The organism is Massilia sp. Root335, assembly GCF_001425685.1.
Taxonomy (GTDB): Bacteria; Pseudomonadota; Gammaproteobacteria; order Burkholderiales; family Burkholderiaceae_D; genus Telluria; species Telluria luteola.
Genome location: NZ_LMCY01000003.1, coordinates 402,008 through 424,135, shown reverse-complemented (window position 1 = coordinate 424,135; position 22,128 = coordinate 402,008). Strand labels below are relative to the sequence as shown.

21 protein-coding genes are annotated in these 22,128 nt (G+C 65.4%); 12 read left to right on the top strand and 9 right to left on the bottom strand.

What is annotated here, in order from left to right; genetic code table 11:
* Window positions 1-31 precede the first annotated feature (31 nt).
* The 9 genes from ASC93_RS02280 to ASC93_RS02240 all read left to right on the top strand — a co-directional run bounded on the left by ASC93_RS02280 (window position 32) and on the right by ASC93_RS02240 (window position 8,255).
* A complete protein-coding gene (locus tag ASC93_RS02280; RefSeq protein WP_036230353.1) occupies window positions 32-397 on the top strand; it encodes a response regulator in 366 nt (121 codons plus the stop codon).
* A 46-nt stretch (window positions 398-443) separates the two neighbouring features.
* On the top strand, window positions 444-2,606 hold the full coding sequence (gene cheA / locus ASC93_RS02275; protein WP_056436264.1) for a chemotaxis protein CheA: 2,163 nt from the start codon (window positions 444-446) through the stop codon (window positions 2,604-2,606).
* A 40-nt stretch (window positions 2,607-2,646) separates the two neighbouring features.
* Complete coding sequence (locus ASC93_RS02270) at window positions 2,647-3,144, top strand: chemotaxis protein CheW (RefSeq protein WP_056436261.1); 498 nt, start codon at window positions 2,647-2,649, stop codon at window positions 3,142-3,144.
* 64 nt (window positions 3,145-3,208) lie between these two features.
* Window positions 3,209-4,075 carry a CheR family methyltransferase gene (locus ASC93_RS02265; RefSeq protein WP_056436258.1) on the top strand — a complete coding sequence of 289 codons (867 nt, stop codon included), beginning with the start codon at window positions 3,209-3,211 and terminating at the stop codon, window positions 4,073-4,075.
* A gap of 17 nt (window positions 4,076-4,092) precedes the next feature.
* A complete protein-coding gene (gene cheD, locus ASC93_RS02260) occupies window positions 4,093-4,692 on the top strand; it encodes a chemoreceptor glutamine deamidase CheD (protein WP_056436255.1) in 600 nt (199 codons plus the stop codon).
* 15 nt (window positions 4,693-4,707) lie between these two features.
* Window positions 4,708-5,796, top strand: a complete 1,089-nt coding sequence (locus ASC93_RS02255; protein ID WP_056436252.1) for a chemotaxis response regulator protein-glutamate methylesterase — start codon at window positions 4,708-4,710, stop codon at window positions 5,794-5,796.
* Between the two features lie 166 nt (window positions 5,797-5,962).
* Window positions 5,963-6,358 (top strand): chemotaxis response regulator CheY, encoded by a 396-nt coding sequence (cheY, locus tag ASC93_RS02250; RefSeq protein WP_036230336.1) that lies wholly within the window; start codon window positions 5,963-5,965, stop codon window positions 6,356-6,358.
* Complete coding sequence (cheZ, locus tag ASC93_RS02245) at window positions 6,359-6,988, top strand: protein phosphatase CheZ (RefSeq protein WP_056436248.1); 630 nt, start codon at window positions 6,359-6,361, stop codon at window positions 6,986-6,988.
* Between the two features lie 58 nt (window positions 6,989-7,046).
* Entirely contained in the window at window positions 7,047-8,255 is a 1,209-nt protein-coding gene (locus tag ASC93_RS02240; protein WP_056436246.1) for an EAL and HDOD domain-containing protein, read from the top strand.
* Window positions 8,256-8,307: 52 nt separating this feature from the next.
* Here ASC93_RS02240 and ASC93_RS02235 read toward each other — a convergent pair whose 3' ends face one another.
* The 7 genes from ASC93_RS02235 to metG all read right to left on the bottom strand — a co-directional run bounded on the left by ASC93_RS02235 (window position 8,308) and on the right by metG (window position 16,237).
* On the bottom strand, window positions 8,308-9,357 hold the full coding sequence (locus ASC93_RS02235) for a cellulase family glycosylhydrolase (RefSeq protein ID WP_056436243.1): 1,050 nt from the start codon (window positions 9,355-9,357) through the stop codon (window positions 8,308-8,310).
* A gap of 125 nt (window positions 9,358-9,482) precedes the next feature.
* Window positions 9,483-10,238 (bottom strand): flagellar brake protein, encoded by a 756-nt coding sequence (locus ASC93_RS02230; protein ID WP_229412573.1) that lies wholly within the window; start codon window positions 10,236-10,238, stop codon window positions 9,483-9,485.
* A gap of 108 nt (window positions 10,239-10,346) precedes the next feature.
* Entirely contained in the window at window positions 10,347-11,186 is an 840-nt protein-coding gene (gene panC / locus ASC93_RS02225) for a pantoate--beta-alanine ligase (RefSeq protein ID WP_056436240.1), read from the bottom strand.
* 21 nt (window positions 11,187-11,207) lie between these two features.
* Window positions 11,208-12,086 carry a ScpA family protein gene (locus ASC93_RS02220; protein WP_056436238.1) on the bottom strand — a complete coding sequence of 293 codons (879 nt, stop codon included), beginning with the start codon at window positions 12,084-12,086 and terminating at the stop codon, window positions 11,208-11,210.
* Window positions 12,087-12,118: 32 nt separating this feature from the next.
* Window positions 12,119-12,316, bottom strand: a complete 198-nt coding sequence (locus tag ASC93_RS02215; RefSeq protein ID WP_056436235.1) for a DUF3460 family protein — start codon at window positions 12,314-12,316, stop codon at window positions 12,119-12,121.
* 90 nt (window positions 12,317-12,406) lie between these two features.
* Window positions 12,407-13,723, bottom strand: coding sequence for a hypothetical protein (locus tag ASC93_RS02210; protein ID WP_056436232.1), 1,317 nt, complete (start codon window positions 13,721-13,723; stop codon window positions 12,407-12,409).
* 315 nt (window positions 13,724-14,038) lie between these two features.
* Window positions 14,039-16,237 (bottom strand): methionine--tRNA ligase, encoded by a 2,199-nt coding sequence (gene metG, locus ASC93_RS02205; RefSeq protein WP_056436229.1) that lies wholly within the window; start codon window positions 16,235-16,237, stop codon window positions 14,039-14,041.
* Between the two features lie 145 nt (window positions 16,238-16,382).
* Between metG and apbC the strand changes: the two genes are divergently transcribed.
* Together apbC and ASC93_RS02195 are read left to right on the top strand one after the other, a co-directional pair.
* Entirely contained in the window at window positions 16,383-17,471 is a 1,089-nt protein-coding gene (gene apbC, locus ASC93_RS02200) for an iron-sulfur cluster carrier protein ApbC (protein ID WP_056436226.1), read from the top strand.
* 114 nt (window positions 17,472-17,585) lie between these two features.
* Complete coding sequence (locus ASC93_RS02195; protein WP_056436223.1) at window positions 17,586-18,617, top strand: RNA methyltransferase; 1,032 nt, start codon at window positions 17,586-17,588, stop codon at window positions 18,615-18,617.
* Here ASC93_RS02195 and ASC93_RS02190 read toward each other — a convergent pair.
* The gene (locus ASC93_RS02190) at window positions 18,597-19,304 is read right to left on the bottom strand and encodes a 2'-5' RNA ligase family protein (protein ID WP_056436220.1); all 708 of its coding nucleotides are present in this window, start codon (window positions 19,302-19,304) and stop codon (window positions 18,597-18,599) included. The two genes, ASC93_RS02195 and ASC93_RS02190, sit on opposite strands and share 21 nt — an antisense overlap.
* Before the next feature lie 28 nt (window positions 19,305-19,332).
* On the bottom strand, window positions 19,333-20,499 hold the full coding sequence (locus ASC93_RS02185; protein ID WP_082547705.1) for a GGDEF domain-containing protein: 1,167 nt from the start codon (window positions 20,497-20,499) through the stop codon (window positions 19,333-19,335).
* Between the two features lie 176 nt (window positions 20,500-20,675).
* On the opposite strand from ASC93_RS02185, the gene gltX reads away from it, so the two are divergent.
* Window positions 20,676-22,067, top strand: coding sequence for a glutamate--tRNA ligase (gene gltX, locus ASC93_RS02180; RefSeq protein ID WP_056436214.1), 1,392 nt, complete (start codon window positions 20,676-20,678; stop codon window positions 22,065-22,067).
* The last annotated feature ends 61 nt before the right edge of the window (window positions 22,068-22,128 follow it).

Sequence of the window (22,128 nt, the reverse complement as noted above, 5' to 3'; positions counted from 1 at the left end):
GGCAAACGGAAAAAACAGCAGGAGCATAAAGATGGCAAAAACTATTCTCGCAGTCGACGATTCCAGTTCCCTGCGCCAGATGGTGGCTTTCAGCCTGAAGGCCGCCGGCTACCAGGTGGTGGAAGCCGTCGACGGACAGGATGGCCTGGAGAAGGCGAAGCTGCAGACCGTCGACCTGGTCCTGACCGACCAGAACATGCCCAAGATGGACGGGCTCACCCTGATCAAGTCGCTGCGCGGCCTGCCGGGCTACCAGAAGACGCCGATCCTCATGCTCACGACCGAATCGTCCGAAGACATGAAGACGAAGGGCCGCGCGGCCGGCGCCAATGGCTGGCTGGTGAAGCCGTTCGACCCGCAGCGCCTGATCGAGGTGGTCAAGAAAGTCATCGGCTGAGCGGCCCCGGGGCCGCCGCGCCGTTCGTACCAGACGGATATTCAACATGACCATCGACATCAGCCAGTTTTACAAGGTCTTTTTCGACGAAGCGGAAGAGCTGCTCGCCGAAAAGGAGCGTCTGCTGCTGGCCGTCGATATCGATTCGCCGGACCCGGAAGACCTGAACGCGATCTTCCGCACCGCCCATTCGATCAAGGGCGGGGCGTCGACCTTCGGCCTGACCGACATGAGCGAAGTGACGCACGTGCTCGAGTCCCTGCTTGACCGCATCCGCAAGGGCGAGATGGCACTGACGGCACAGCACGTGGACGCCTTCCTGGCCGCCAAGGACATCCTCAAGATGCAGCTCGACGGCCACCGCAACGGTGCCGACGTCGACCAGGAAGCCGTCGCGAACGTGCGCATGATGCTGCACGACCTGTCCGAAGGCGTGATCGTGCCGACGCACCAGCCGACCGTGCCCTCGTTCCTGCACGCCGAACAGAAACAGCAGATCACCGACGGCGCGCACCGCTACAAGATCGAGCTGCCCGACCTCGCCAAGCGCGACGTCGACGCGCTCGTGGACGAACTCGGCCTCCTGGGCCGCGTGTCCGTCGTGCCGCTCGCGGCGGGGCGCACGGCGCTGATCATCATGACGCACGAGAGCCTGGACGACATCATCGCCATCTGCTCCTTCGTGCTCGACCCGACCGATCTCAAGATCTTCGAGGCGCCTCCGCTCACGCCCGAGCAGCGCGCGCGCGAGGCGGTGGAACGCGCCCGCATCGAGGAGGAGCAGGGCTACGGCTTCTTCGACCCGGCCGACCCGCTCGACGGGGCCGCGGACGAGGCGTCCGAGGACGAAATCGGCTACGGCTTCTTCCAGCCGATCGAACAGATCCGCCGCGAGGCCGGCATCGTGGCCGAGGCGCCGCCGCCGGCGCCGGTGCGGCCGGAGCCGCTCGAGGTCGCCGAAGTGGCGGCGGAAAAGAAGGCGGCCAAGAAGGCCGGCGAAGGCGCCCACGCGCAGGGCGGCGAATCGTCGTCGATCCGCGTGTCGATCGAAAAGGTCGACCAGCTGATCAACCTCGTGGGCGAACTCGTGATCACGCAGGCCATGATCGAGCAGCGCAGCTCCGGCCTCGATCCGATGCTGCACCAGCGCCTGCTGGCGTCGGTGTCGCAGCTGACGCGCAACACGCGCGACCTGCAGGAAGCCGTCATGTCGATCCGCATGATGCCGATGGACTTCGTGTTCTCGCGCTTCCCGCGCATGGTGCGCGACCTGGCCGGCAAACTCGGCAAGAAGGTCGACTTCATCACGAACGGCGCCGCGACGGAACTGGACAAGGGCCTGATCGAGCGCATCGTCGACCCGCTCACGCACCTGGTCCGCAACTCGATCGACCACGGCATCGAGCTGCCCGCCGCGCGCATGGCCGCGGGCAAATCGGAATCGGGACGCCTGTTCCTGTCCGCCGCGCACCAGGGCGGCAATATCGTGATCGAAGTCGCCGACGACGGCGGCGGCCTGAATCGCGACCGGATCCTGGCCAAGGCGAAGCAGAGCGGCCTGCCGGTATCGGACACCATGAGCGACGCCGACGTCTGGCAGCTGATCTTCGCACCGGGCTTCTCGACGGCGGAAATCGTGACCGACGTGTCGGGCCGCGGCGTCGGCATGGACGTCGTCAAGCGCAACATCCAGGCGCTGGGCGGCACCATCGACATCCGTTCGGCGCGCGGCTTCGGCACGACGATCCTGATCTCGCTGCCGCTGACGCTGGCGATCCTGGACGGCATGTCGATCCGCTGCGGCGACGAGATCTACATCCTGCCGCTCGGCTTCGTCGTCGAATCGCTGCAGCCCGCGCGCGCCGACGTCAAGGAAATCGCGGGGCAGGGCCGCGTCGTCAAGGTGCGGGGCGAATACCTGCCGCTGGTCCCGCTGTACCAGATGTTCAACATCGAACCGCGCATCACCGATCCGTGCGAGGGCATCCTCGTGATCCTCGAGACGGAAGGGCGCAAGGCCGCGCTGTTCGTCGACGAACTGGTCGGCCAGCAGCAGGTCGTCGTGAAGAACCTGGAAGCGAACTACCGCAAGGTGACCGGGATCTCCGGCGCCACCATCCTCGGCGATGGCGGCGTGGCGCTGATCCTGGACGTGGCCGCGCTGCTGCGCTCGTCGCGCCAGCTGTCCGACGAATCCGTCGTCTTCTGATTGATTTAACCCGTTACTTTTGCTCCGATAAGGAACCGACATGTCCACCCAACCGACGAACAAGCCGAACGATGCCCACGACGGCAGCGGCAGCGAATACCTCGCCTTCACCCTCGGGTCCGAGGAATACGGCATCGACATCCTCAAGGTGCAGGAGATCCGCGGCTACGAGGCCGTGACCCGCATCGCCAACGCGCCCGAATTCATCAAGGGCGTCATCAACCTGCGCGGCATCATCATCCCGGTGGTCGACATGCGCATCAAGTTCAACCTGGGCACGCCGACCTACGACCAGTTCACCGTCGTGATCATCCTGAACATCGGCGGCCGCATCATGGGCATGGTGGTGGACAGCGTGTCGGACGTGACCACTCTGACCCCGGACCAGATCAAGCCGGCGCCGGAGATGGGCAGCGCCTTCAACTCCGACTACCTCACCGGGCTCGGGACCGTCGACGAGCGCATGCTCATCCTGATCGACATCGACAAGCTGATGTCGTCCAGCGAGATGGGCCTGATGGACCGGTTGGCAGCTTAAAAAAACGCAGCGCGGCGCAAGGGACAACCCGGACCGCACGCGGTCCGCAGAACTAACACAACCCATGGCTAACAACGTGCCGCCCAATACGACCAAACAGGAAACCGGCAAGGAGTTCGACTTCACGCGCGCCGATTTCGAGCGCGTGCGCGGCCTGATCTACCAGCGCGCCGGCATCTCGCTGGCCGACAGCAAGCAGGAGATGGTCTACAGCCGGCTCGCGCGCCGCCTGCGCGCCAACGGCATCGCCACGTTCGCGTCCTACCTCGACGCGCTTGAAGCGGGCCGCATGCCGGCCGAGTGGGAATCGTTCACGAACGCGCTGACGACGAACCTCACGTCGTTCTTCCGCGAAGCCCATCACTTCCCGCTGCTGGCCGAACACGCGCTCAAACGACGCGCGGGGCACGGCGGACCGCTCACGATCTGGTGCTCGGCCAGCTCCACCGGCGAAGAGCCGTATTCGATCGCCATGACCGTGTGCGAGGCGTTCGACACGCTCACGCCGCCCGTCCAGATCATCGCCACCGACATCGACACGAACGTGCTGGCCACGGCCGGCGCCGGCGTCTATCCGATCGAGCGGGTCGACAAGATGGAGCAGGCGCGCCTGCGCCGCTTTTTCCTGAAGGGGAAGGGCGCCCAGGAGGGGCTCGTGCGGGTGCGGCCCGAATTGCGCCAGCTGATCACGTTCCGCCAGCTGAACCTGCTGGCCGACGGCTGGGACCTCAAGGGCCCGTTCGACGCCATTTTCTGCCGCAACGTGATGATCTATTTCGACAAGGCCACGCAGCGCAAGATCCTCGCGCGCTTCGTCCCGCTGATGAAGCCGGAGGCCCTGCTGTTCGCCGGCCATTCCGAGAACTTCCTGTACGTCTCCGATGCGCTGCGCCTGCGCGGCAAGACGGTCTACGAACTGAACCACGGCTGACGCCCACGCACCCGATCATGGATACGAACAGCCATTTCGCCACCAACGTCTATTACGACCGCACCTTCGACTGCGACGCGGCCAAGATCCTGCCCGGCGAGTACTACTACACGGGCCGCGACATGCTGATCGTGACGGTGCTCGGCTCGTGCGTGTCGGCCTGCATCCGCGACCGCACCAAGGGCCTGGGCGGCATGAACCACTTCATGCTGCCGGACGGCGGCGATCCGGCCAACCCGGTCTCGGCCTCGATGCGTTACGGCACCTATGCGATGGAAGTGCTGATCAACGACCTGCTGAAGGCCGGCGCCCGCCGCGAGCACCTCGAAGCGAAGGTCTTCGGCGGCGGTGCCGTGCTGCGCGGTTTTTCCGCGATGAACGTGGGCGAACGCAATGCCGCGTTCGTCATCAACTTCCTCAAGACCGAGCGGATTCCCGTGCTGGCCGAGGACCTGAACGATATCTACCCGCGCAAGGTGTATTTCTTCCCGCGCACTGGCAAGGTGCTCGTCAAGAAACTGATGCAGACCCATAACGATACGCTGGCGAAACGCGAACTCGACTACGCCAGCCGCCTCAAGGTCACCCCCGTCTCGGGCGCCGTCGACCTGTTCTGACCAGAAAGGCAAAGGATGACCTTAAACCCGATTACAAAGATCAAAGTGGTGATCGTGGACGATTCCGCCCTGATCCGCAGCGTGATGACCGAGATCGTCAACTCGCAGCCCGACATGGAAGTCGTCGGCGTCGCCCCCGATCCGCTCGTCGCGCGCGATCTGATCAAGCGCACGAACCCGGACGTGCTCACGCTCGACGTCGAGATGCCGAAAATGGACGGCCTCGACTTCCTCGAAAAACTCATGCGCCTGCGCCCGATGCCGGTGCTGATGGTATCGTCGCTGACGGAGCGCGGCTCCGAGATCACGATGCGCGCGCTGGAACTGGGCGCCGTCGATTTCGTCACCAAGCCCAAGATCTCGATCCAGAGCGGCATGCGCGAGTACACCGAGCTGATAGCCGACAAGATCCGCGCCACGGCGCGCGCCCGCGTCAAGGCGCGCACGCTGCAGGCGCCTGCCGGCGGCGGCACCGTCCCGCTGCCGCAGCTGAGGAGCCCGCTGACGTCGTCGGAAAAGCTGATCATCATCGGCGCCTCGACGGGCGGCACGGAAGCCATCCGCGAATTCCTGATGCAGATGCCGTCCGACTGTCCCGGCATCCTGATCGCCCAGCACATGCCGGAAGGCTTCACGAGTTCCTTTGCGCGCCGCCTCGATTCGCTGTGCAAGATCAGCGTCCTCGAGTCCGCCGGCAACGAACGCGTCCTGCCGGGCCACGCCTACATCGCGCCCGGCCACTCGCATCTGCTGCTGGCCCGCTCCGGCGCCAACTACATGACCAGGATCGAGCAGTCCGAGCCCGTCAACCGCCATCGCCCGTCCGTGGACGTGCTGTTCCGTTCGGCGGCCCAGGCGGCCGGCAAGAACGCCGTCGGCGTGATCCTGACGGGCATGGGCAAGGACGGCGCACAAGGTATGCTGGAGATGAAGACCGCGGGCGCCTACAATTTCGCCCAGGATGAAGCGTCGTGCGTCGTGTTCGGCATGCCGCGCGAAGCGATCGCCATCGGTGCCGCCCACGAGGTGGCCCCGCTGACGGCACTGCCGGGCCTCGTGCTTGGCCATCTGGCCACACACGGGGGCCGGGCGTTGCGCGTTTGATCCGCATATGGTGCGTTCACCGCGGTTTTATCGCCGTAGAGCAACAAAAATGCTATGCTTCAGTTTGTATCGTAGTGCCGAACCCAACCAACACAGTGAGGCGTGCAACCGGCAAAAGGTTGAACAAAGCCTCATAATCAGAATTAGAGAAACAACGGAGTAATTCATGGCTGATCCAAAGATGCGTTTCCTGGTGGTTGACGATTTCTCGACGATGCGACGCATCGTCAAGAATCTGTTGAAAGAACTGGGTTACGGCAATGTCGACGAGGCGGAAGATGGTGTCCAGGCACTGGCCAAGCTGCGCAGCGAACAGTTCGATTTCGTCGTGTCGGACTGGAACATGCCGAACATGGACGGCCTGACGATGCTGCAGAACATCCGTGCCGATCCCGCACTGGCCAAGCTGCCGGTGCTGATGGTCACCGCCGAAGCCAAGAAGGAAAACATCATCGCGGCGGCGCAGGCCGGCGCCAACGGCTACGTCGTGAAGCCGTTCACCGCGGCCACGCTGGACGAAAAGCTGAACAAGATTTTCGAAAAGATGGAAAAGGCCGCGTAAATGACCGAGTACACTGCCGACTCGACCTCGCCTGACGAGGTCCTGAGCCGGATCGGACATATGACCCGCGCGCTGCACGAAAGCCTGCGCGGGCTCGGCCTGGACAAACTGATCGAAAAGGCGGCCAGCGACATCCCCGATGCGCGCGACCGCCTCGATTACGTGGTCCGGCTGTCCGAACAATCGGCCAAGCGTGTGCTCGATGCGACCGATGCCGCCAATCCCCTGCAGGACGGTATCGATGACCGTGCCGCCGAACTGAGCCGTTCCTGGGAGGCCCTGCTGGCCGCGCCGGGCGACGGCGCCTGGCGTGCGTTGGCCGAGCGCACGGTGGCCAGCCTGGCGGAGTCGCGCACTGCCGCCAACGCCACCAAAGGCCATCTGATGGACATCATGATGGCCCAGGACTTCCAGGACCTGACCGGCCAGGTGATCTCGCGCATCACGGGCATTGCCCAGAACCTGGAAAAGCAGCTGGTGCAGGTGCTCGTCGATTTCGCCCCCAGCGAGATCAAGCGCGAGCTCGACAATGGCTTGCTGAACGGTCCGCAGATCAATCCGGACGGCAATAGCGAAGTCGTGGCCGACCAGGGCCAGGTCGACGACCTGCTGGACAGCCTCGGTTTCTGATCCCGCGCGGCGGCCGTTGCGCCGCGCGATTTCGTTTCATCCCGGGATCGTTACACACATGCACCAGACTAATTTTATCGTCCGTGAACCGCTGCTCGATCCCAACCAGCGCGTGATTGGATACGAGCTCTGCTGGCAACGGCGGGACGGCCAGGCAGTCGTCGACGCCGACCTCGAAAGCCTCGTCGCCTTCGTGGCCGGGCACGTGGTCGACGACGAGCAGGGCTGGCTGCTGCGCGACAAGATCCTGTTCCTCGACGCCGTGCCGGCCATGCTGTCGCTGGACGCCTTGCACGTGCTGCCGCCGGAGCGCACCGTGCTGTCGCTGCGCGTGCGCGACCTCGCGAACGCCGACACCCGCGCCGCCGTGCAGGCGCTGCGCGCCGGCGGCGTCGGCATCTCGATCCGCGACGCCGACCTGGCCCTGCTCGGCAAGAACCTGTCGCCCTACGCTTCCTACGCCGAAGTGCGCTTCACGGGCGCCGACGTGGCGGCCCAGGCGCGCGCGTACGCGGCCGCCAGGCAGTCGGCGCTGCGCCTGGTCGGGCGGCCGGTCGCGACGTGGCAGGATTTCGACGCCTGCGCCGCGCTGGGCCTGGACGCCTTCGTCGGCAAGCTGCACCTGACGCCGCGGCCGGGCAATCCCGTCAAGGGCATGAACCCGGCCCAGACCATCATCCTGCAACTGATGCAGATGGTGCAGAACAACGAGGACGTGCCCAAGATCGAGGCCGTGCTCAAGCGCGACCCCGCGCTCATCTATAAACTGCTGCGCTTCATCAATTCGGCCGGCTTCGGCAGCGGGCGCGACATCCAGTCGCTGCGCCAGGCGATCGCCATGCTCGGCTATGCGCCGCTGTACCGCTGGCTCGTCCTGCTGCTGGCCACCGCCAGCGCGAGCGGGTATTCGCCCGTGCTGATGGAAACCGCCGTCGTGCGCGCGCGCCTGTGCGAGCTGCTCGGCCAGACGGCCCTGCCGCGCAGCGAGGGCGAGCACCTGTTCGTCGCCGGCATGTTCTCGCTGCTGGACCGCCTGCTGGGACTGTCGATGAAGGAGGTGCTGGACACGATCCAGCTGCCGGAACAGGTCGTGCAGGCACTGCTGGGACGCGAAGGCACCTACGGGCCCTACCTGGCGCTGGCCGAAGCGTGCGAGCTGGATTCGGACCTGGTGGCGTCGCTGGCGGCATCGCTGGACATCAGCCCGCACGACGTCAACAAGGCGCATCTGTCGGCGCTGGCGTGGGCGCAGAACGTGGCGGCGTGATCCCGGCGTCGCCGCGGGTGGAGGGCGCGCCGGGAAGCGCGCGCCGTTCCGGTCAATAGATCGACGCCCTGGTGGCCGTCTTGGCGATGCCGTACTGGCCGTACCACACGGTGTTGCCCCACGTTGTCGTACCCGACCAGTCAGTCATCAGGTCGAGCCAGGCATTGGGCGTATCGTTGCCGGCCGTCGACCAGGCCACGTAGCCGACCCCGAACTGCTGGGCCCATTGCATCAACAGCGACGCGTCGACCTTGCAACCGAGGTTGTTGTTGCCATTGTCGTAGTCATAGCCGAACTCGCCGATCAGCAACGCCAGGTTGTTGTTCCGGTAGTTGTACATCGCGTTATAGATGTCGTTCGCGTTGTTGAACGTGCTGTAGGCGTGGACCGAGAACAGCAGATTGTGCCGGGGATCGTAGTTGACCAAGTCCCAGCCGTACCAGAGCCCGCCGTTGGCATTGCCGCCATAGTTCGGGTTGTCGATCACGAGCGTGGTGGTCAGGCCCGTGTTGCGGATCGTCGTGATCGGCCCTTTGTAATCCTCGCGCCATTGCAACGGCGTCTTGCCGGCATCGCCCCATTCGTTGGCGATGTTGACCATCGTGGTGCGTTCGTGTTTCTTGAGGACGGCGACGACGTCGCTGCGTGCCCAGTAGTTGGCCATGCTCTGCAGCAGTGCGGCGTCGTTGCTGCCCGTGCCGTCGTGCAGTTCGACGATGGACACCATTTTCCGGGCTTCGATGGCCGTCAATATCTGGTCCAGGCGCGCCGCGGTGCCGCTGGTGGTCCACACGACCCGGATGAGATTGGTCTTGCGCGCGGCGAGGTTGCCGAGGACGTCGTACGCCTGGGTGTCGTACCACGCGTGCGGGTTATTCACGCCGCGCGCGATGAAGGCATTGCCGTTGGCGTCTTTCAGCACGGCGCCGTCCACGCGGAATCCCTTGAACACGACCTTGCACGACGCGTTGTTTTCCCAGCCCCAGCCGTCGCCATCCGGATCGGACGCGGCGTTCGCGCAATCGGCCCAGGCCAGCGCTTTCCCTGCCGACATCGACAGGATCGCGCCCACGACCAGCAGCCGCCTCATATCGCTGTTCATGACTGTCTCCTTAATCATTTTCAGGGGGAATTCCCTGAAATGATTATAGGAATGCGGTCACGCGGATTTTTTTGGCGGGTCTTTTTTCCACGCAGTTTAGTGCCCGGCGCGATAAACGCGCCGGCTTACCTGCGCTTCTGCATCTTGCCCACCGCCCGCTCCAGCGTCTGGCGCATCTGCATGGTGATGTTCGAGATCCGGCACCCGACCTGGACCTGCGGGCCCAGCAGGAAGGTGCGGAATGGCCGCAGCAGGCGGACTTCGAGGTCGGCCGACACGATGAGCGACGAGCCCAGTTCCAGCAGCACGCCTTCCAGCTTCTTGCCCACGTACAGTTCGAGCGCCTGCTCCGGCGTTGCCCGCAGGCCGACGCCGCCGCGCGAGAAATCGTACAGCGGCATCTCGAACACCTTGCCCATCATCGAGAAGCGGGCGCCGTAGTTCATGCCCAGCGGCGATTCGAGGCGGGGCTCGGCGCGCCGGTTCAGCACAAGGCAGGCGGCCGGCAGGGGGAATTGCAGCAGGTCCGGCCGATCGGCGACGGCGCCGGGCGCCGCGTCGAGCTCGAACTGGACCTTGGCATTGCTGCCGAGCGCCGCGACGAACACCGTCTTGCCCTTCGGTAAAGTACCGTGTTCCGCGAGGTCGAGCGTGAAAACCTTGCCCTCCGGATCGACGCTGTCGATGCGCGCCATGGCGAAGTCCTGGCCGAACGGATACACGGTGACGGGCTCGCCGGTCAGGGCGAGTGTCGTCAGCGCGTCGCCGATATCGAACGGATCGCGCATTTCATGAGCGGCCGGGTTCTGGGTAATCCGGTCGACGGCGTCCGCCAGTTTGGGCGGACCCTTACGCATGAGCGGCATTGAAAGGTCAGTCAAGGCGCTACTCCTTCTTTTTACGTGGGTTGGGTAAAAAGCCAAACCCCGAGTCTAGCAAGAAGTGTTGACAATTCCTACAGCACATTTGCAACAATGGAACGTTTAGAGTCAGATCTCAAGATTATCGATCAGACGCGTCGCGCCAAGCTTGGCGGCGGTCAGGACGACGAGCGGTGCGCCCGCTTCGTATTCCTCGCGGCTCGGCGCCTGCAGGTTCATGCGCTTGCGGATCGACACATAGTCCGGCTGCCAGCCGTGCGCGGCCAGGCGCGCCATCGCGTCGCGTTCCAGCGCCATCAGGTCGGTATGGCCGGCGCGGGTGCGTTCGGCCACGTACTGCAGGGTCTGGTACAGGAACGGCGCCTCTGCCCGCTCCACGGCGCTCAGGTAGCCGTTGCGCGACGACAGCGCCAGGCCATCCTCGGCGCGGAAGGTCTCGGCGCCGATGATTTCCGTCGGCAGGGCGAACTGGCGCGCCATGTTGCGCACGATCATCAGCTGCTGGTAATCCTTCTTGCCGAATACGGCCACGCGCGGCTGCACGCACGAGAACAGCTTCGTCACGACGGTGCACACGCCGTTGAAGAAGCCGGGGCGGAACTCGCCTTCCAGGATATTGCCCAGGTCGTCCGGCGGCTGGACGCGGTATTCCTGCGGTTCCGGATACAGGTCTTTCTCGGTCGGCGCGAACAGTACGTACACGCCTTCCTTCTCCAGCTTGGCGACGTCCGCTTCGAACGTGCGCGGGTATTTGTCGAAGTCCTCGTTCGGACCGAATTGCAGGCGGTTGACGAAGATCGAGGCGACGACCGGGTCGCCGTGGCGCCGCGCCAGGCGCATCAGCGACAAGTGGCCCTCGTGCAGATTGCCCATCGTCGGCACGAAGGCGGTGCGCAGTTGTCCGCGCAGCTGGTCGCGCAGTTCGTCAATGGTGGAGATGATTTTCATGGTGTCGGATGCGTGGAGGCGTCATGCCGGTGAATAGGCGAGCCGCACATAGATGGGGGCGAAAGGTTCGGCCTGGGTGATTTCGATTAAGGTTTCTTTCGCCAGTTCGAGCATGGCGACGAAGTGCACGACGACGACGGGCACGCTGGCATGGCCGCCGAACAGGTCCGCGAACTCGACGAAGCGGGCCGACTGCAAGGTGCGCAGGATGGCCGACATGTGCTCGCGCACGGACAATTCCTCGCGGCCGATGCGGTGATGCTGGGTCAGCTTCGCGCGGCGCAGCACGTCCATCCAGGCGCGCTGCAGGTCGTGCGGGTCGACGTCCGGCCAGATCGGCCCCAGCGCCTGCTCGATGTGCAGCTGCGGCCGCGTGAAGTCGCGGCCTTCCTGGGGCAGGGCGCCCAGTTGCTGGGCCGCGAGCTTGATCTGCTCGTAGTCCAGCAGGCGCCGCACCAGTTCCGCGCGCGGGTCGTCCGCTTCCTCGACGAGCGTGTCGACGCGCTTGGGCAGCAGCATACGCGACTTGATCTCGATCAGCATGGCCGCCATCAGCAGGTATTCCGCCGCCAGCTCCAGGTTGCTCTTGCGGATCTGCTCGACGTATTCCAGGTACTGCAAGGTGACCTGGGCCATCGGGATGTCGAGGATGTTGAAGTTCTGCTTGCGGATCAGGTACAGCAGCAGGTCGAGCGGACCTTCGAAGGCGTCCAGGAAGATCTCGAGCGCATCGGGCGGGATGTACAGGTCGGTGGGCAGGTGCAGCAGCGGTTCGCCGTACAGGCGCGCGATGGCGCTCTCGGCGTGGGCCGCGGCGGCATCGAGGTCAGCGCCCGCCGCGGTGCCGTCGCCCGTGTCGGGATCGGCGCGCCCACCGGGCGTCGCCTGCTCGGGCGCCATCGTCGTCGGCCTCGGATAAGCTCAGGTTGCGCTCAGATCTTGGTCTGGTACGGATAGGCCTGCTGGCGCAGGCGCGATTCTTCGATGCGGCGCTGCTCGTCCAGCGAGAGCGGGGCCTTGTCCCACAGCAGGGCGCGGCCGGCTTGCTGGCGCTCTTCCATGCCCGGGGTCTTGTCTTTCAGTTGCTTGATGAACTTGGTGTGCTCGGATTCGTACTGGGAGTGTTTCATGGCTTTTCTAGGCGAGTCCAAAAAGCGGCGGCCTCATTTATGGAGGGCCGCCGCATCATAAAAACAAGGAATGATACTGCGTGTCAGCGCTTATTGGTGCAGCGCATTGAGCTGGCGCGCGATGATGTCGTGGTTGAGCCACAGCACCGGTGCGATCTTTTCGGCCGCGCCGTGGAACATCAGCGGTCCGGCGCTTTCCAGCACGAGGGACGACAGGTGGTCCGTGATCAGCGCCTTCTTGTCCTTGTGCAGGGAGGTGATTTCTTCCGACGTGCCGATCATCAGGTCGGCCAGTTCCGGCGTGTTGTCCATCGGCCAGGCGTCGAAGTTGCGGAACGACGCGCTGGTGGCGGTCTGCAGATAGGTTTCCAGCTTGTCCAGGATCGATTGCAGCGAGACGCCGTCGGCCAGCAGGCCCTGGCAGATGTCCCATTGCTCCTGAGCCCAGGCGCCGCCACCCTCTTTCTTGAGGGCGAGAAGCAGGGGGAACAGCGACAGTTCCACGCCGACGAAGATGTCGGACGAGTTCGTGCGGATTTCCGGGCAGTTGAACACGGTGGCGCTGACGCCCCTGGCCCAGGCGGCTTCGGCGATCGATTCCAGGCGCATCTTGGCATAGCCCTGCGTGTAGTTCGTGTAGGTCTGCCACAGGTATTCGTCGCCGATCAGGATCTCGGTGCCGTGGTAGCCGTACGCCGTGTAGCGCACCTGGCCGCCTTTCGATTCCACGCGGGCGCGGATCGCGGCGGAGGCGTCGATCAGGTATTTCAGCGTGTTCGCCGTGACTTCGTCGAAGTTCATCAGGATCAGCTTGCCCAGGTCGCTGTCCAGCAGGGCGCGCGAGGACATGAAGCGGTCGCCGCGGCCCTTGTAGATGCGGTTGGCGATGGCCAGGAAGGCCTTGATCTTGGGGATGCCGCCAGCCATCGTGTGCGCGAAGAACACGTTGGCGCCGTCCGGGATCAGCTTGTCGATCTCGGCCATGACGGCCTGGGCGGACTGGGTGAAGCGCTGCACGCCGGCGGCGCGGCAGGCTTCGATCTTGGTCCAGTCGAGCTTGTCTTCCTGCCAGCCCTTGAGGGTAACGCCGGACAGCATCTCGGTCGGATTCTGCTCGCCCGGGGGCGCATCCATGTCGAAACCGGCCATCAGCGGCACGTTGACGATACGGCCGCCGAGTTTTTCTTCCGCTTCGGCATGCTCTTCCGGCGTCAGCGCGCGCAGGGTGCCGTCGTCGTTGCGGCGGCCGACGGTGATGCCGAGGATCGTCATGCCGGCGGCGCGCGCCTCGTCGATCAGGCCGTTCACATAGCCGCGGCCGAACAGTTCGCCGAACAGGACGAAGACGTCACCTTGGCGGTACAGGGTCGCTTGCGGGATGTGCCTCAGGGCTTTGTATTCGGTCATATTTTTCGCTACCACTTAAAAGTGAATTTATTGATGGGCCGGCGTACGGATTTTCCGTGACTGCTCCGGCCGTATCTAATTAAAAAACAGCGCATTATACTGCCACTGGCGCGCGGAAACTGATGGCATTCTGGCAAGGTATCGACGCTCTTTCCATGCCGGTCCACGGCAGGCGATCCATGAAAACCGCCTGCATTGCGCTGCGCTTCCCGTTGCCGTTCAATCGCCGGGCCGGACGCGGCCGCCGGGACCGGCGGCCAGGATTACGAGGGCAACAAGAGCGCGTTGCGGTCGCCCTGCGGAGCAACCGGACGCTCAGCGAATCCGCATGCCCGGCTGGGCACCGCTCGCCGGCTCGAGCAGGTACAGGCCCGGATTCGTCTTTTCATCCTGCGCCGATGCGCACAGCACCATGCCTTCCGACACGCCGAACTTCATCTTGCGCGGCGCCAGGTTCGCAACCAGCACGGTCAGCTTGCCGATCAATTGCTCCGGCTGGTAAGCCGACTTGATACCCGAGAACACATTACGATAGCGGCCTTCGCCCACGTCCAGCGTGAGGCGCAGCAGCTTGTTCGAACCTTCGACGTGCTCACAATTGACGATCTTCGCGACGCGCAGGTCGATTTTGGTGAAGTCGTCGATCGAGATTTCCGGCGCCAGTGCCTCGATGTCGGAAGGTGCGGCGGTCGTCACCGCGGCGGTCGCCACCGCGGCGGTCGTCACCGCGGCGGTCGTCACCGCGGCGGTCGCCACCGCGGCCGCGGCGTCCGCAGCGAGCGCGGGGTCGGCCGCGGCCGGCTTGTCGAACAGGTCCTCGACCATCTTGGCATCCACGCGCTGCATCAGGTGGCTGTAGGCGTTGATGGTGCGGCCCAGCAGCGGCGCGTAGACGCGCTCGCCCTGGGTGTCGTCCCACGAATAGGCATCGTCGCCGAGGAATTCGCGCACGCGCGCGGCCACGTGCGGCAGCACCGGCGACAGCAGGATCGTCAGCTGGCGGAACAGGATCAGCGCGGCGGTGCACACGTCGTGCAGCTCGGCCGTCTTCGTCTCGTCCTTGGCCAGGAGCCACGGCTTGTTCTCGTCGACGTAGCGGTTGGCGACGTCGGCCACTTCCATGATCTCGCGCAGCGCCTTGCCGAACTCGCGCGACTCGAAGTTCGCGGCGATGGACGCCTGGCGTTCGCCGAGGTTGCCATTAACTTCGCTGTTCAGCGCACGCTCGATCCAGCTGCGCGCGTCATCCGACAGCGCGGACGCCAGCTTGCCGTCGAAGCGCTTGGCGATGAAGCCGGCGCAGCGGCTGGCGATGTTCACGTACTTGCCGATCAGGTCGCTGTTCACGCGCGCGACGAAGTCGTCGCCCGTGAAGTCCAGGTCTTCGACGCGCGCGTTCAGCTTGAACGCGAGGTAGTAGCGCAGCCATTCCGGATTCATTTTCAGATCCAGGTAGCGCAGCGGCGAAATGCCGGTGCCGCGCGACTTCGACATCTTTTCGTTGTTCACGGTCAGGTGGCCGTGGACATTGACCTTCAGCTTGTCGATGATCGGGTGGCCCGAGAAATTCAGCATCGCCGGCCAGAACAGCAGGTGGAACGAGACGATGTCCTTGCCGATGAAGTGCACTTGCTCGGCGGCCGGATCTTTCAGGAAGGCTTCGTAATCGAGGCCTTTCTTTTCGAAGTAGTTCTTGAGGCTGGCCAGGTAGCCGACCGGCGCGTCCAGCCACACATAGAAGAACTTGCCCGGCGCGTCGGGAATCGGGATGCCGAAATAGGGCGCGTCGCGCGAGATGTCCCAGTCGGCCAGCTTCTCGCCGTTTTCGCCCAGCCATTCCGACACTTTGTTGACCATCTCCGGCTGCAGGCGGCCCGGTGTGTTCAGCCACTCCTTGAGGAATTGGAAGCAGCGCGGGTCGGACAGCTTGAAAAAGTACTGTTCGGAGGGCTTCAGGATCGGCGTCGACCCGGTGAACACGGAGTATGGATTGATCAGCTCGGTCGGCTGGTAGGCGGCGCCGCAGACCTCGCAGTTGTCGCCGTACTGGTCCTTCGCGTGGCAGACCGGGCACTCGCCCTTGATGTTGCGGTCGGCCAGGAACATGCCTTTCGCCGTGTCGTAGAAGCGGTCGACGGTCTTCGTGTAGATGAGGCCGTTGTCGCGCAGGCGGCGGTAGATGCTTTGCGAGAGGTCGACGTTTTCCGGCGAATCCGTCGAATGCCAGTTGTCGAAGGCGATGTGGAAGCCGTCCAGGTATTGCGCGCGGCCGGCCGCGATCTTCGCCACGAATTCCTGCGGCGTCACGCCTTCCTTCTCGGCGGCGATCATGATCGGCGTGCCGTGCGTGTCGTCGGCGCCGACGAAGTGCACGGTCCGCTGTTCGCCGGCGTCGCGCTGCATTCGCTGGAAGCGGACCCAGATGTCGGCCTGGATGTACTCCATCATGTGGCCGATGTGGAAGGCAGCGTTGGCGTAGGGCAGGGCAGTGGTGACGAACAGCTTGCGTGTCATGGTCGGTGGTTGCGTGGGATGTAAAAAAAGGCATTTTACCAGCGGATCACCTCGACGCGCAGCGGACAATCCGCGCATTTGCCAGCCTGGCAACAGTCGAACCCCCGTTTTGCGCTAAACTTGCGCATCACATCCGGAGAACCCAATGAGCATCACGCCTGAAGACGTCAAGTCGGCCCTGGCCGCTGTCGTCGATCCCAATACCAATAAAGATTTCGTCTCGTCCAAGGCAGTCAAGAACATCCAGATCGACGGCGGCAGCGTCGCCCTCGACATCGAACTCGGCTATCCGGCGAAGAGCCAGGCGGCAGGTATCCGCGCGGCCGTCGTCGACGCGCTGCGCAAGCTGCCCGGCGTGGAGAACGCCAGCGTCAACGTCACGACCAAGGTGCTGTCGCACGCGGTCCAGCGCGGCCTGAAGGTGATGCCGAACGTGAAGAACATCATCGCCGTCGCCTCCGGCAAGGGCGGCGTGGGCAAGTCGACGACGGCCGTCAACCTCGCGCTGGCGCTGGCCGCCGAGGGCGCCGCGGTCGGCCTGCTGGACGCCGACATCTACGGCCCGTCGCAGCCGATGATGCTGGGCGTGAACGGCCGTCCGCAAAGCCTGGACGGCAAGACGATGGAGCCGCTGGAAAACCATGGCGTGCAGGTGTCGTCGATCGGCTTCATGATCGACCCGGACGAACCGATGGTATGGCGCGGCCCGATGGTCACCCAGGCCCTGCAGCAACTGCTGGAGCAGACCAACTGGAAGGACCTCGACTACCTCGTCGTCGACATGCCCCCAGGCACCGGCGACATCCAGCTGACCCTGTCGCAGAAGGTGCCCGTCACGGGCGCCGTGATCGTCACGACGCCGCAGGACATCGCCCTGCTGGACGCGCGCAAGGGCCTCAAGATGTTCGAGAAGGTCGGCATCCCGATCCTCGGCGTCGTGGAAAACATGAGCACCCACATCTGCTCGAACTGCGGTCACGTCGAAGCGATCTTCGGCGCGGGCGGCGGCGAGAAGATGTGCGCCGACTTCCACGTGGAATTCCTCGGCAAGCTGCCGCTGCAGCTGTCGATCCGCGAGCAGACGGATTCCGGCACGCCGACCGTCGTCGCCGAACCGGATGGCCCGGTCGCCGCGATCTATAAGGACATCGCGCGCAAGGTGGCCGTCAAGGTGGCGGAGCAGGCGAAGGATATGACGGCGAAGTTTCCGACGATCGTCGTCAAGAACGACTGAATCACCCCGTCGTCCCCGCGAAGGCGGGGACCCAATTTTGTTCGCGTTTCGACTGCGCGCGCAGGACTTGGGCCCCCGCCTCCGCGGGGGCGACGTTCATACGTCAACAACAGAATGCGTATCGAAGCAATCCGCAGCCGCCTCCGTGCGCTGGGCGCTCAACCCCTGCACGCAGACCGCGTGCTGCGCGACTGGGTCCGCGTGATGGACCACGACCGCGGCCGCCGCCGCCCCGACGATTTTCTCCCGAAGCCCGTCCGTGAAGCGCTGCCGCAGCTGGACGCCGAACTGGATGCGCTCGCGCGGGTCGTCAGCACGCACCCCGCCGACGACGGCTCGGCCCGGCTGCTGGTCGGCCTCGCGGATGGCCAGACCGTGGAATCCGTGCTGCTGCCGCGCGACGGCGTGTGCGTGTCGAGCCAGGTCGGCTGCGCGGTCGGCTGCCAGTTCTGCATGACGGGGCGCGATGGCCTGATCCGGCAGGTGACGAGCGGCGAGATCGTCGCGCAGGTCGTGCTGGCGCGGCGCCTGCGTCCCGTGAAGAAAGTCGTGTTCATGGGCATGGGCGAGCCCGCCCACAACTTGGACAATGTTCTGGAAGCCATTGACCTGCTCGGCATCGAGGGCAATATCGCGCACAAGAACCTCGTGTTCTCGACGGTGGGCGATCCGCGCGTGTTCGAGCGCCTGCCCGTCGGGCGCGTGAAGCCGGCGCTGGCGCTGTCGCTGCATACGACCAGGGCCGACCTGCGCGCGCGCCTGCTGCCGCGCGCGCCGCGGTTTTCCGCCGCCGAACTGGTCGAGGAGGGCGAGCGCTACGCACGCCTGACCGGCTATCCGATCCAGTACCAGTGGACGTTGCTGGACGGCGTCAACGATGGGCCGGACGAGCTCGAGGCCCTCGTGGCCCTCCTGCGCGGCAAATATGCCGTGCTGAACATGATTCCCTACAATACGAACCCGGGCCTGGACTTCCGCCGTCCCAGCTGGGACAAGGCGCGGACGATCGCGGCGTGGCTGTTCGAGCGCGGCGTGCTGACCAAATTGCGCGATTCGGCCGGGCAGGATGTCGACGGCGGCTGCGGCCAGTTGCGGGCGCGGGCGGCGGGGGAGCAGCCTGTCACGTTACGGCGCGCGGCCGGATAACGTCCACGTCTCGACGGTTTCCACGGCCGCGTTCGACATATACCAGTCGTTCACGACGAGCTGCAGCGTCTCTACACGCATCGTCCCGAGCGGCAGCGCGCGCAGCCCGGCCAGCACCGCGGCCAGGCGTGCCGGGTCGTGCGGCGGCGCGACGAAGCGCAGCAGCGTTGAATGCGCCGTGACGAGCCGGTAGCGCTGGTCCAGCGAGCCATCCAGTCCGCTCGCGCGCAACGCGTCGCGCAGGCGCGCGCGCAGCAGTTCCAGCGTACCGTCGCGCGGAAAACCGCGGGCCAGCACGGCGCCGCGCGAGATCGTGATGCCGTCGAAATCGATGTCGAACGCGGGCAGGCCCGCCACCGCGGCGCGCACGGCCGCGGCGTAGTCCGCGCGGCGCGCCAGGTGCGGCGCGTAGTCCGCGGTCACCGTGAACAGGGACAGGATCGTCACGTGCAGGTCGGCGCCGGGCTGGCGGTACTGGCACGGGTCGGCGTCGAGCAGGCGCTCCTGCAGCGCGCCGAAGCGGGCGGCCAGGGCCGGTCCGGGGCGCGCGGCCAGGGTCAGGCCGCGGCGCGGGTCGAGACCGCCGGCCAGGTGGGTGTCGCAGTCGACGTCGCCGCTCGACACCGCGGGCCAGGCGCGGTCCCACATGGCGTCGTAGTGGGTGTGCAGATCGGGAAGGTCGCTCATCGCTGCGATTATCGCCCGCGCGTCGCGTCTACGCCACCCGCGCGAGGCAAGGGTCCAGGTGGCGCGCGCGCACCCGGTTGCGGCCGCCGCGCTTGGCGTCGTACATCAGTTCGTCCGCGACGGCAATCAGGCCCTGCGGCGTGACGGCCTCGCCGGCGCCGAAATCCGCGCCGACGACGCCGAAGCTGGCGGTCGTGGCCAGCACGACGTCGCCGTGTTCGACGCGCCGGGCGGCGAAGGCGGCGCGGATGCGTTCGGCCAGTTCGACGGCGCCGTCCAGCCGGGTTTCCGGCAGCAGGATCAGGAATTCCTCGCCGCCGTAGCGCACCACCGTGTCGACCGCCTCGCGCGTCATCGCCTGCAGCAGGTGCGCGAAGCCGCGCAGCAGCGCGTCGCCGGCGTGGTGGCCGTAGGTGTCGTTGATCGCCTTGAAACCGTCCAGGTCACACATGATCAGCGACAGGCTGAGCCGGTAGCGCCGGGCCCGCGCGATCTCGCCGTCGAGCAGCGCGGCGTTCAGGTGGCGCCGGTTGTAGCAACCCGTCAGCGGATCGCGCACGGACAGGTTCGTCAGCACCTGTTGCGTACGATATTGTTCGCGCCACAGGCGGGCATGGCGGTTCGCGGCGACGGCGCCGAACGCGTTGGCGAACAGGATCAGCATCGTCATCGACACGAGGTGGCGCGTCGATTCGAGGTGCCGGCACCAGGCCAGCGCAATGAAGACGAGGCTGGAGCCCAGTGCGATGGCGGCAGCCGTGCGCAGGCGGTTCGGAATGAAGATCAGGATCACGACCGCCATCAGGCCGACGGAGGTGCCGTGCAGCAGGGTGTCGGCCGGACGGCGCCAGGCGACGACCATATAGGTGAGCATCCCCAGCAGCGTGAACGTGCTCGCCACCCGGTACGCGGCCGCGACGGGCGCCGCCGCTTGCCAGGCGTGGCGCAGGCCCGCGTATGCCAGCACGGGTACGGCGCAGCGGGCCAGCAGGGACGGCATGGCGCCCGCCAGGCCGAGGGCGAGCACGTCGCTCACGCTGAACATCATGTAGAACAGCGAGCACAGGATCAGGGCGCGGCGCAGGTCGCGCAGGATCGTCCTGGCCTGCGCGTGCAGGAAGCCGGCTTCCGTCGCCGCGCAGACGAATTCCCCGCGCAAACGCGCAATGGCAGCGGTGCTCGGATCGGTGGGCATGGACAGGGAGGGGCGCGGGGTGGGAAGACCAGCGCGAGACTCTAGCCAAAAACTTAATTTCTGTAAAGTAATTTACAGCCGTCCGGGGTAGCGGTGGCGGGGGCTTGCGCGTCTCGCCCGTTGGCGGGGCAGGCTGTAAAATAGCTGCTTGACCAACATCCAGGCAGTATCCGACCATGACCGTCCGTACCCGTTTCGCCCCCAGCCCGACCGGCTACCTCCACCTCGGCGGCGCACGCACCGCGCTGTATTCGTGGGCCTTTGCCCGCCACTTCGGCGGCACCTTCGTCCTGCGCATCGAAGATACCGACCTGGAGCGTTCGACGCCGGAAGCCGTGCAGGCGATCCTGGAAGGCATGCAGTGGCTGGGGCTCGCCCACGACGAAGGTCCGTTCTACCAGATGCAGCGCATGGACCGTTACCGCGAGGTGGTCAAAGGCATGCTGGAAGCCGGCACGGCGTACCTGTGCTACTGCTCGCCGGAAGAAGTGGAAGCGATGCGCGAGCGCATGCGCGCCGCCGGCGAGAAGCCGCGTTACGACGGCACCTGGCGCCCGGAACCCGGCAAGACGCTGCCGCCCGTGCCGGAAGGCGTGAAGCCGGTCGTGCGCTTCAAGAATCCGCTGGACGGCGAAGTCACGTGGCACGACGTGGTCAAGGGCCCGATCACCATCGCCAACAAGGAAATGGACGACCTCGTGATCGCCCGCCCGGACGGCACGCCGACGTATAACTTCTGCGTCGCCGTCGACGACTGGGACATGAAGATCACCCACGTACTGCGCGGCGACGATCACGTCAACAACACGCCCCGCCAGATTAATATCCTGCGCGCGCTGGGCGCCGAGCTGCCGCAATACGGCCACTTGCCGATGATCCTCGGCGCGGACGGCCAGAAACTGTCCAAGCGCCATGGCGCCGTCAGCGTGATGGACTATCCGGAGCAGGGCTATCTGCCGGAAGCGATGCTGAACTACCTCGCGCGCCTCGGCTGGAGCCACGGCGACGACGAGATCTTCTCGATGCAGCAGTTCACCGAGTGGTTCAACCTGGAGCACCTGACCGCGTCGGCCGCGCAGTTCAATCCGGAAAAGCTGGGCTGGCTGAACAACCATTACATCAAGCTGGCCGACAACGAGCGCCTGGCCGGTCTGGCGCGTCCGAAGATGGAGCGCGAGGGCGCCGCGTTCGACGGCGCGCCGCCGCTCGCCGCCGTGCTGGGCCTGATGAAGGAGCGCACCAACACGATCAACGAACTGGCCGACGCCGCCATGCTGTTCTATCGCGCGCCGAAGCCGGATGCGGCGCTGCTGGCCCAGCACCTGACCGACGCCGTGCGTCCGGCCCTGGCCCAGTTCGCCGAGCGCCTGCGCGACGTCGAGTGGACCAAGCCAGCGCTGTCCGCCATGATGAAGGAAGTGCTGGCGGCGCACGGCCTCAAGATGCCGCAACTGGCCATGCCGCTGCGCCTGCTGGTCACCGGCCAGCTGCAGACGCCGGCCATCGACGCCGTGCTGGAATTGTTCGGCCGCGACACCGTATTGGCCCGCGTGAACAAAGGTTTGTGATTCCCTCTGGGTATTTGCGAAATGCAAGTGCGTCCGCTATAATGCTCGCACTTCAGCACTG

Coding starts and splice junctions, on each gene's coding strand:
- ASC93_RS02280 (WP_036230353.1), top strand. CDS start 32: ATGGCAAAAACTATTCTCGCAGTCGACGATTCCAGTTCCCTGCGCCAG.
- cheA (WP_056436264.1), top strand. CDS start 444: ATGACCATCGACATCAGCCAGTTTTACAAGGTCTTTTTCGACGAAGCG.
- ASC93_RS02270 (WP_056436261.1), top strand. CDS start 2,647: ATGTCCACCCAACCGACGAACAAGCCGAACGATGCCCACGACGGCAGC.
- ASC93_RS02265 (WP_056436258.1), top strand. CDS start 3,209: ATGGCTAACAACGTGCCGCCCAATACGACCAAACAGGAAACCGGCAAG.
- cheD (WP_056436255.1), top strand. CDS start 4,093: ATGGATACGAACAGCCATTTCGCCACCAACGTCTATTACGACCGCACC.
- ASC93_RS02255 (WP_056436252.1), top strand. CDS start 4,708: ATGACCTTAAACCCGATTACAAAGATCAAAGTGGTGATCGTGGACGAT.
- cheY (WP_036230336.1), top strand. CDS start 5,963: ATGGCTGATCCAAAGATGCGTTTCCTGGTGGTTGACGATTTCTCGACG.
- cheZ (WP_056436248.1), top strand. CDS start 6,359: ATGACCGAGTACACTGCCGACTCGACCTCGCCTGACGAGGTCCTGAGC.
- ASC93_RS02240 (WP_056436246.1), top strand. CDS start 7,047: ATGCACCAGACTAATTTTATCGTCCGTGAACCGCTGCTCGATCCCAAC.
- ASC93_RS02235 (WP_056436243.1), bottom strand. CDS start 9,357: ATGAACAGCGATATGAGGCGGCTGCTGGTCGTGGGCGCGATCCTGTCG.
- panC (WP_056436240.1), bottom strand. CDS start 11,186: ATGAAAATCATCTCCACCATTGACGAACTGCGCGACCAGCTGCGCGGA.
- ASC93_RS02220 (WP_056436238.1), bottom strand. CDS start 12,086: ATGGCGCCCGAGCAGGCGACGCCCGGTGGGCGCGCCGATCCCGACACG.
- ASC93_RS02215 (WP_056436235.1), bottom strand. CDS start 12,316: ATGAAACACTCCCAGTACGAATCCGAGCACACCAAGTTCATCAAGCAA.
- ASC93_RS02210 (WP_056436232.1), bottom strand. CDS start 13,723: ATGACCGAATACAAAGCCCTGAGGCACATCCCGCAAGCGACCCTGTAC.
- metG (WP_056436229.1), bottom strand. CDS start 16,237: ATGACACGCAAGCTGTTCGTCACCACTGCCCTGCCCTACGCCAACGCT.
- apbC (WP_056436226.1), top strand. CDS start 16,383: ATGAGCATCACGCCTGAAGACGTCAAGTCGGCCCTGGCCGCTGTCGTC.
- ASC93_RS02195 (WP_056436223.1), top strand. CDS start 17,586: ATGCGTATCGAAGCAATCCGCAGCCGCCTCCGTGCGCTGGGCGCTCAA.
- ASC93_RS02190 (WP_056436220.1), bottom strand. CDS start 19,304: ATGAGCGACCTTCCCGATCTGCACACCCACTACGACGCCATGTGGGAC.
- ASC93_RS02185 (WP_082547705.1), bottom strand. CDS start 20,499: ATGCCCACCGATCCGAGCACCGCTGCCATTGCGCGTTTGCGCGGGGAA.
- gltX (WP_056436214.1), top strand. CDS start 20,676: ATGACCGTCCGTACCCGTTTCGCCCCCAGCCCGACCGGCTACCTCCAC.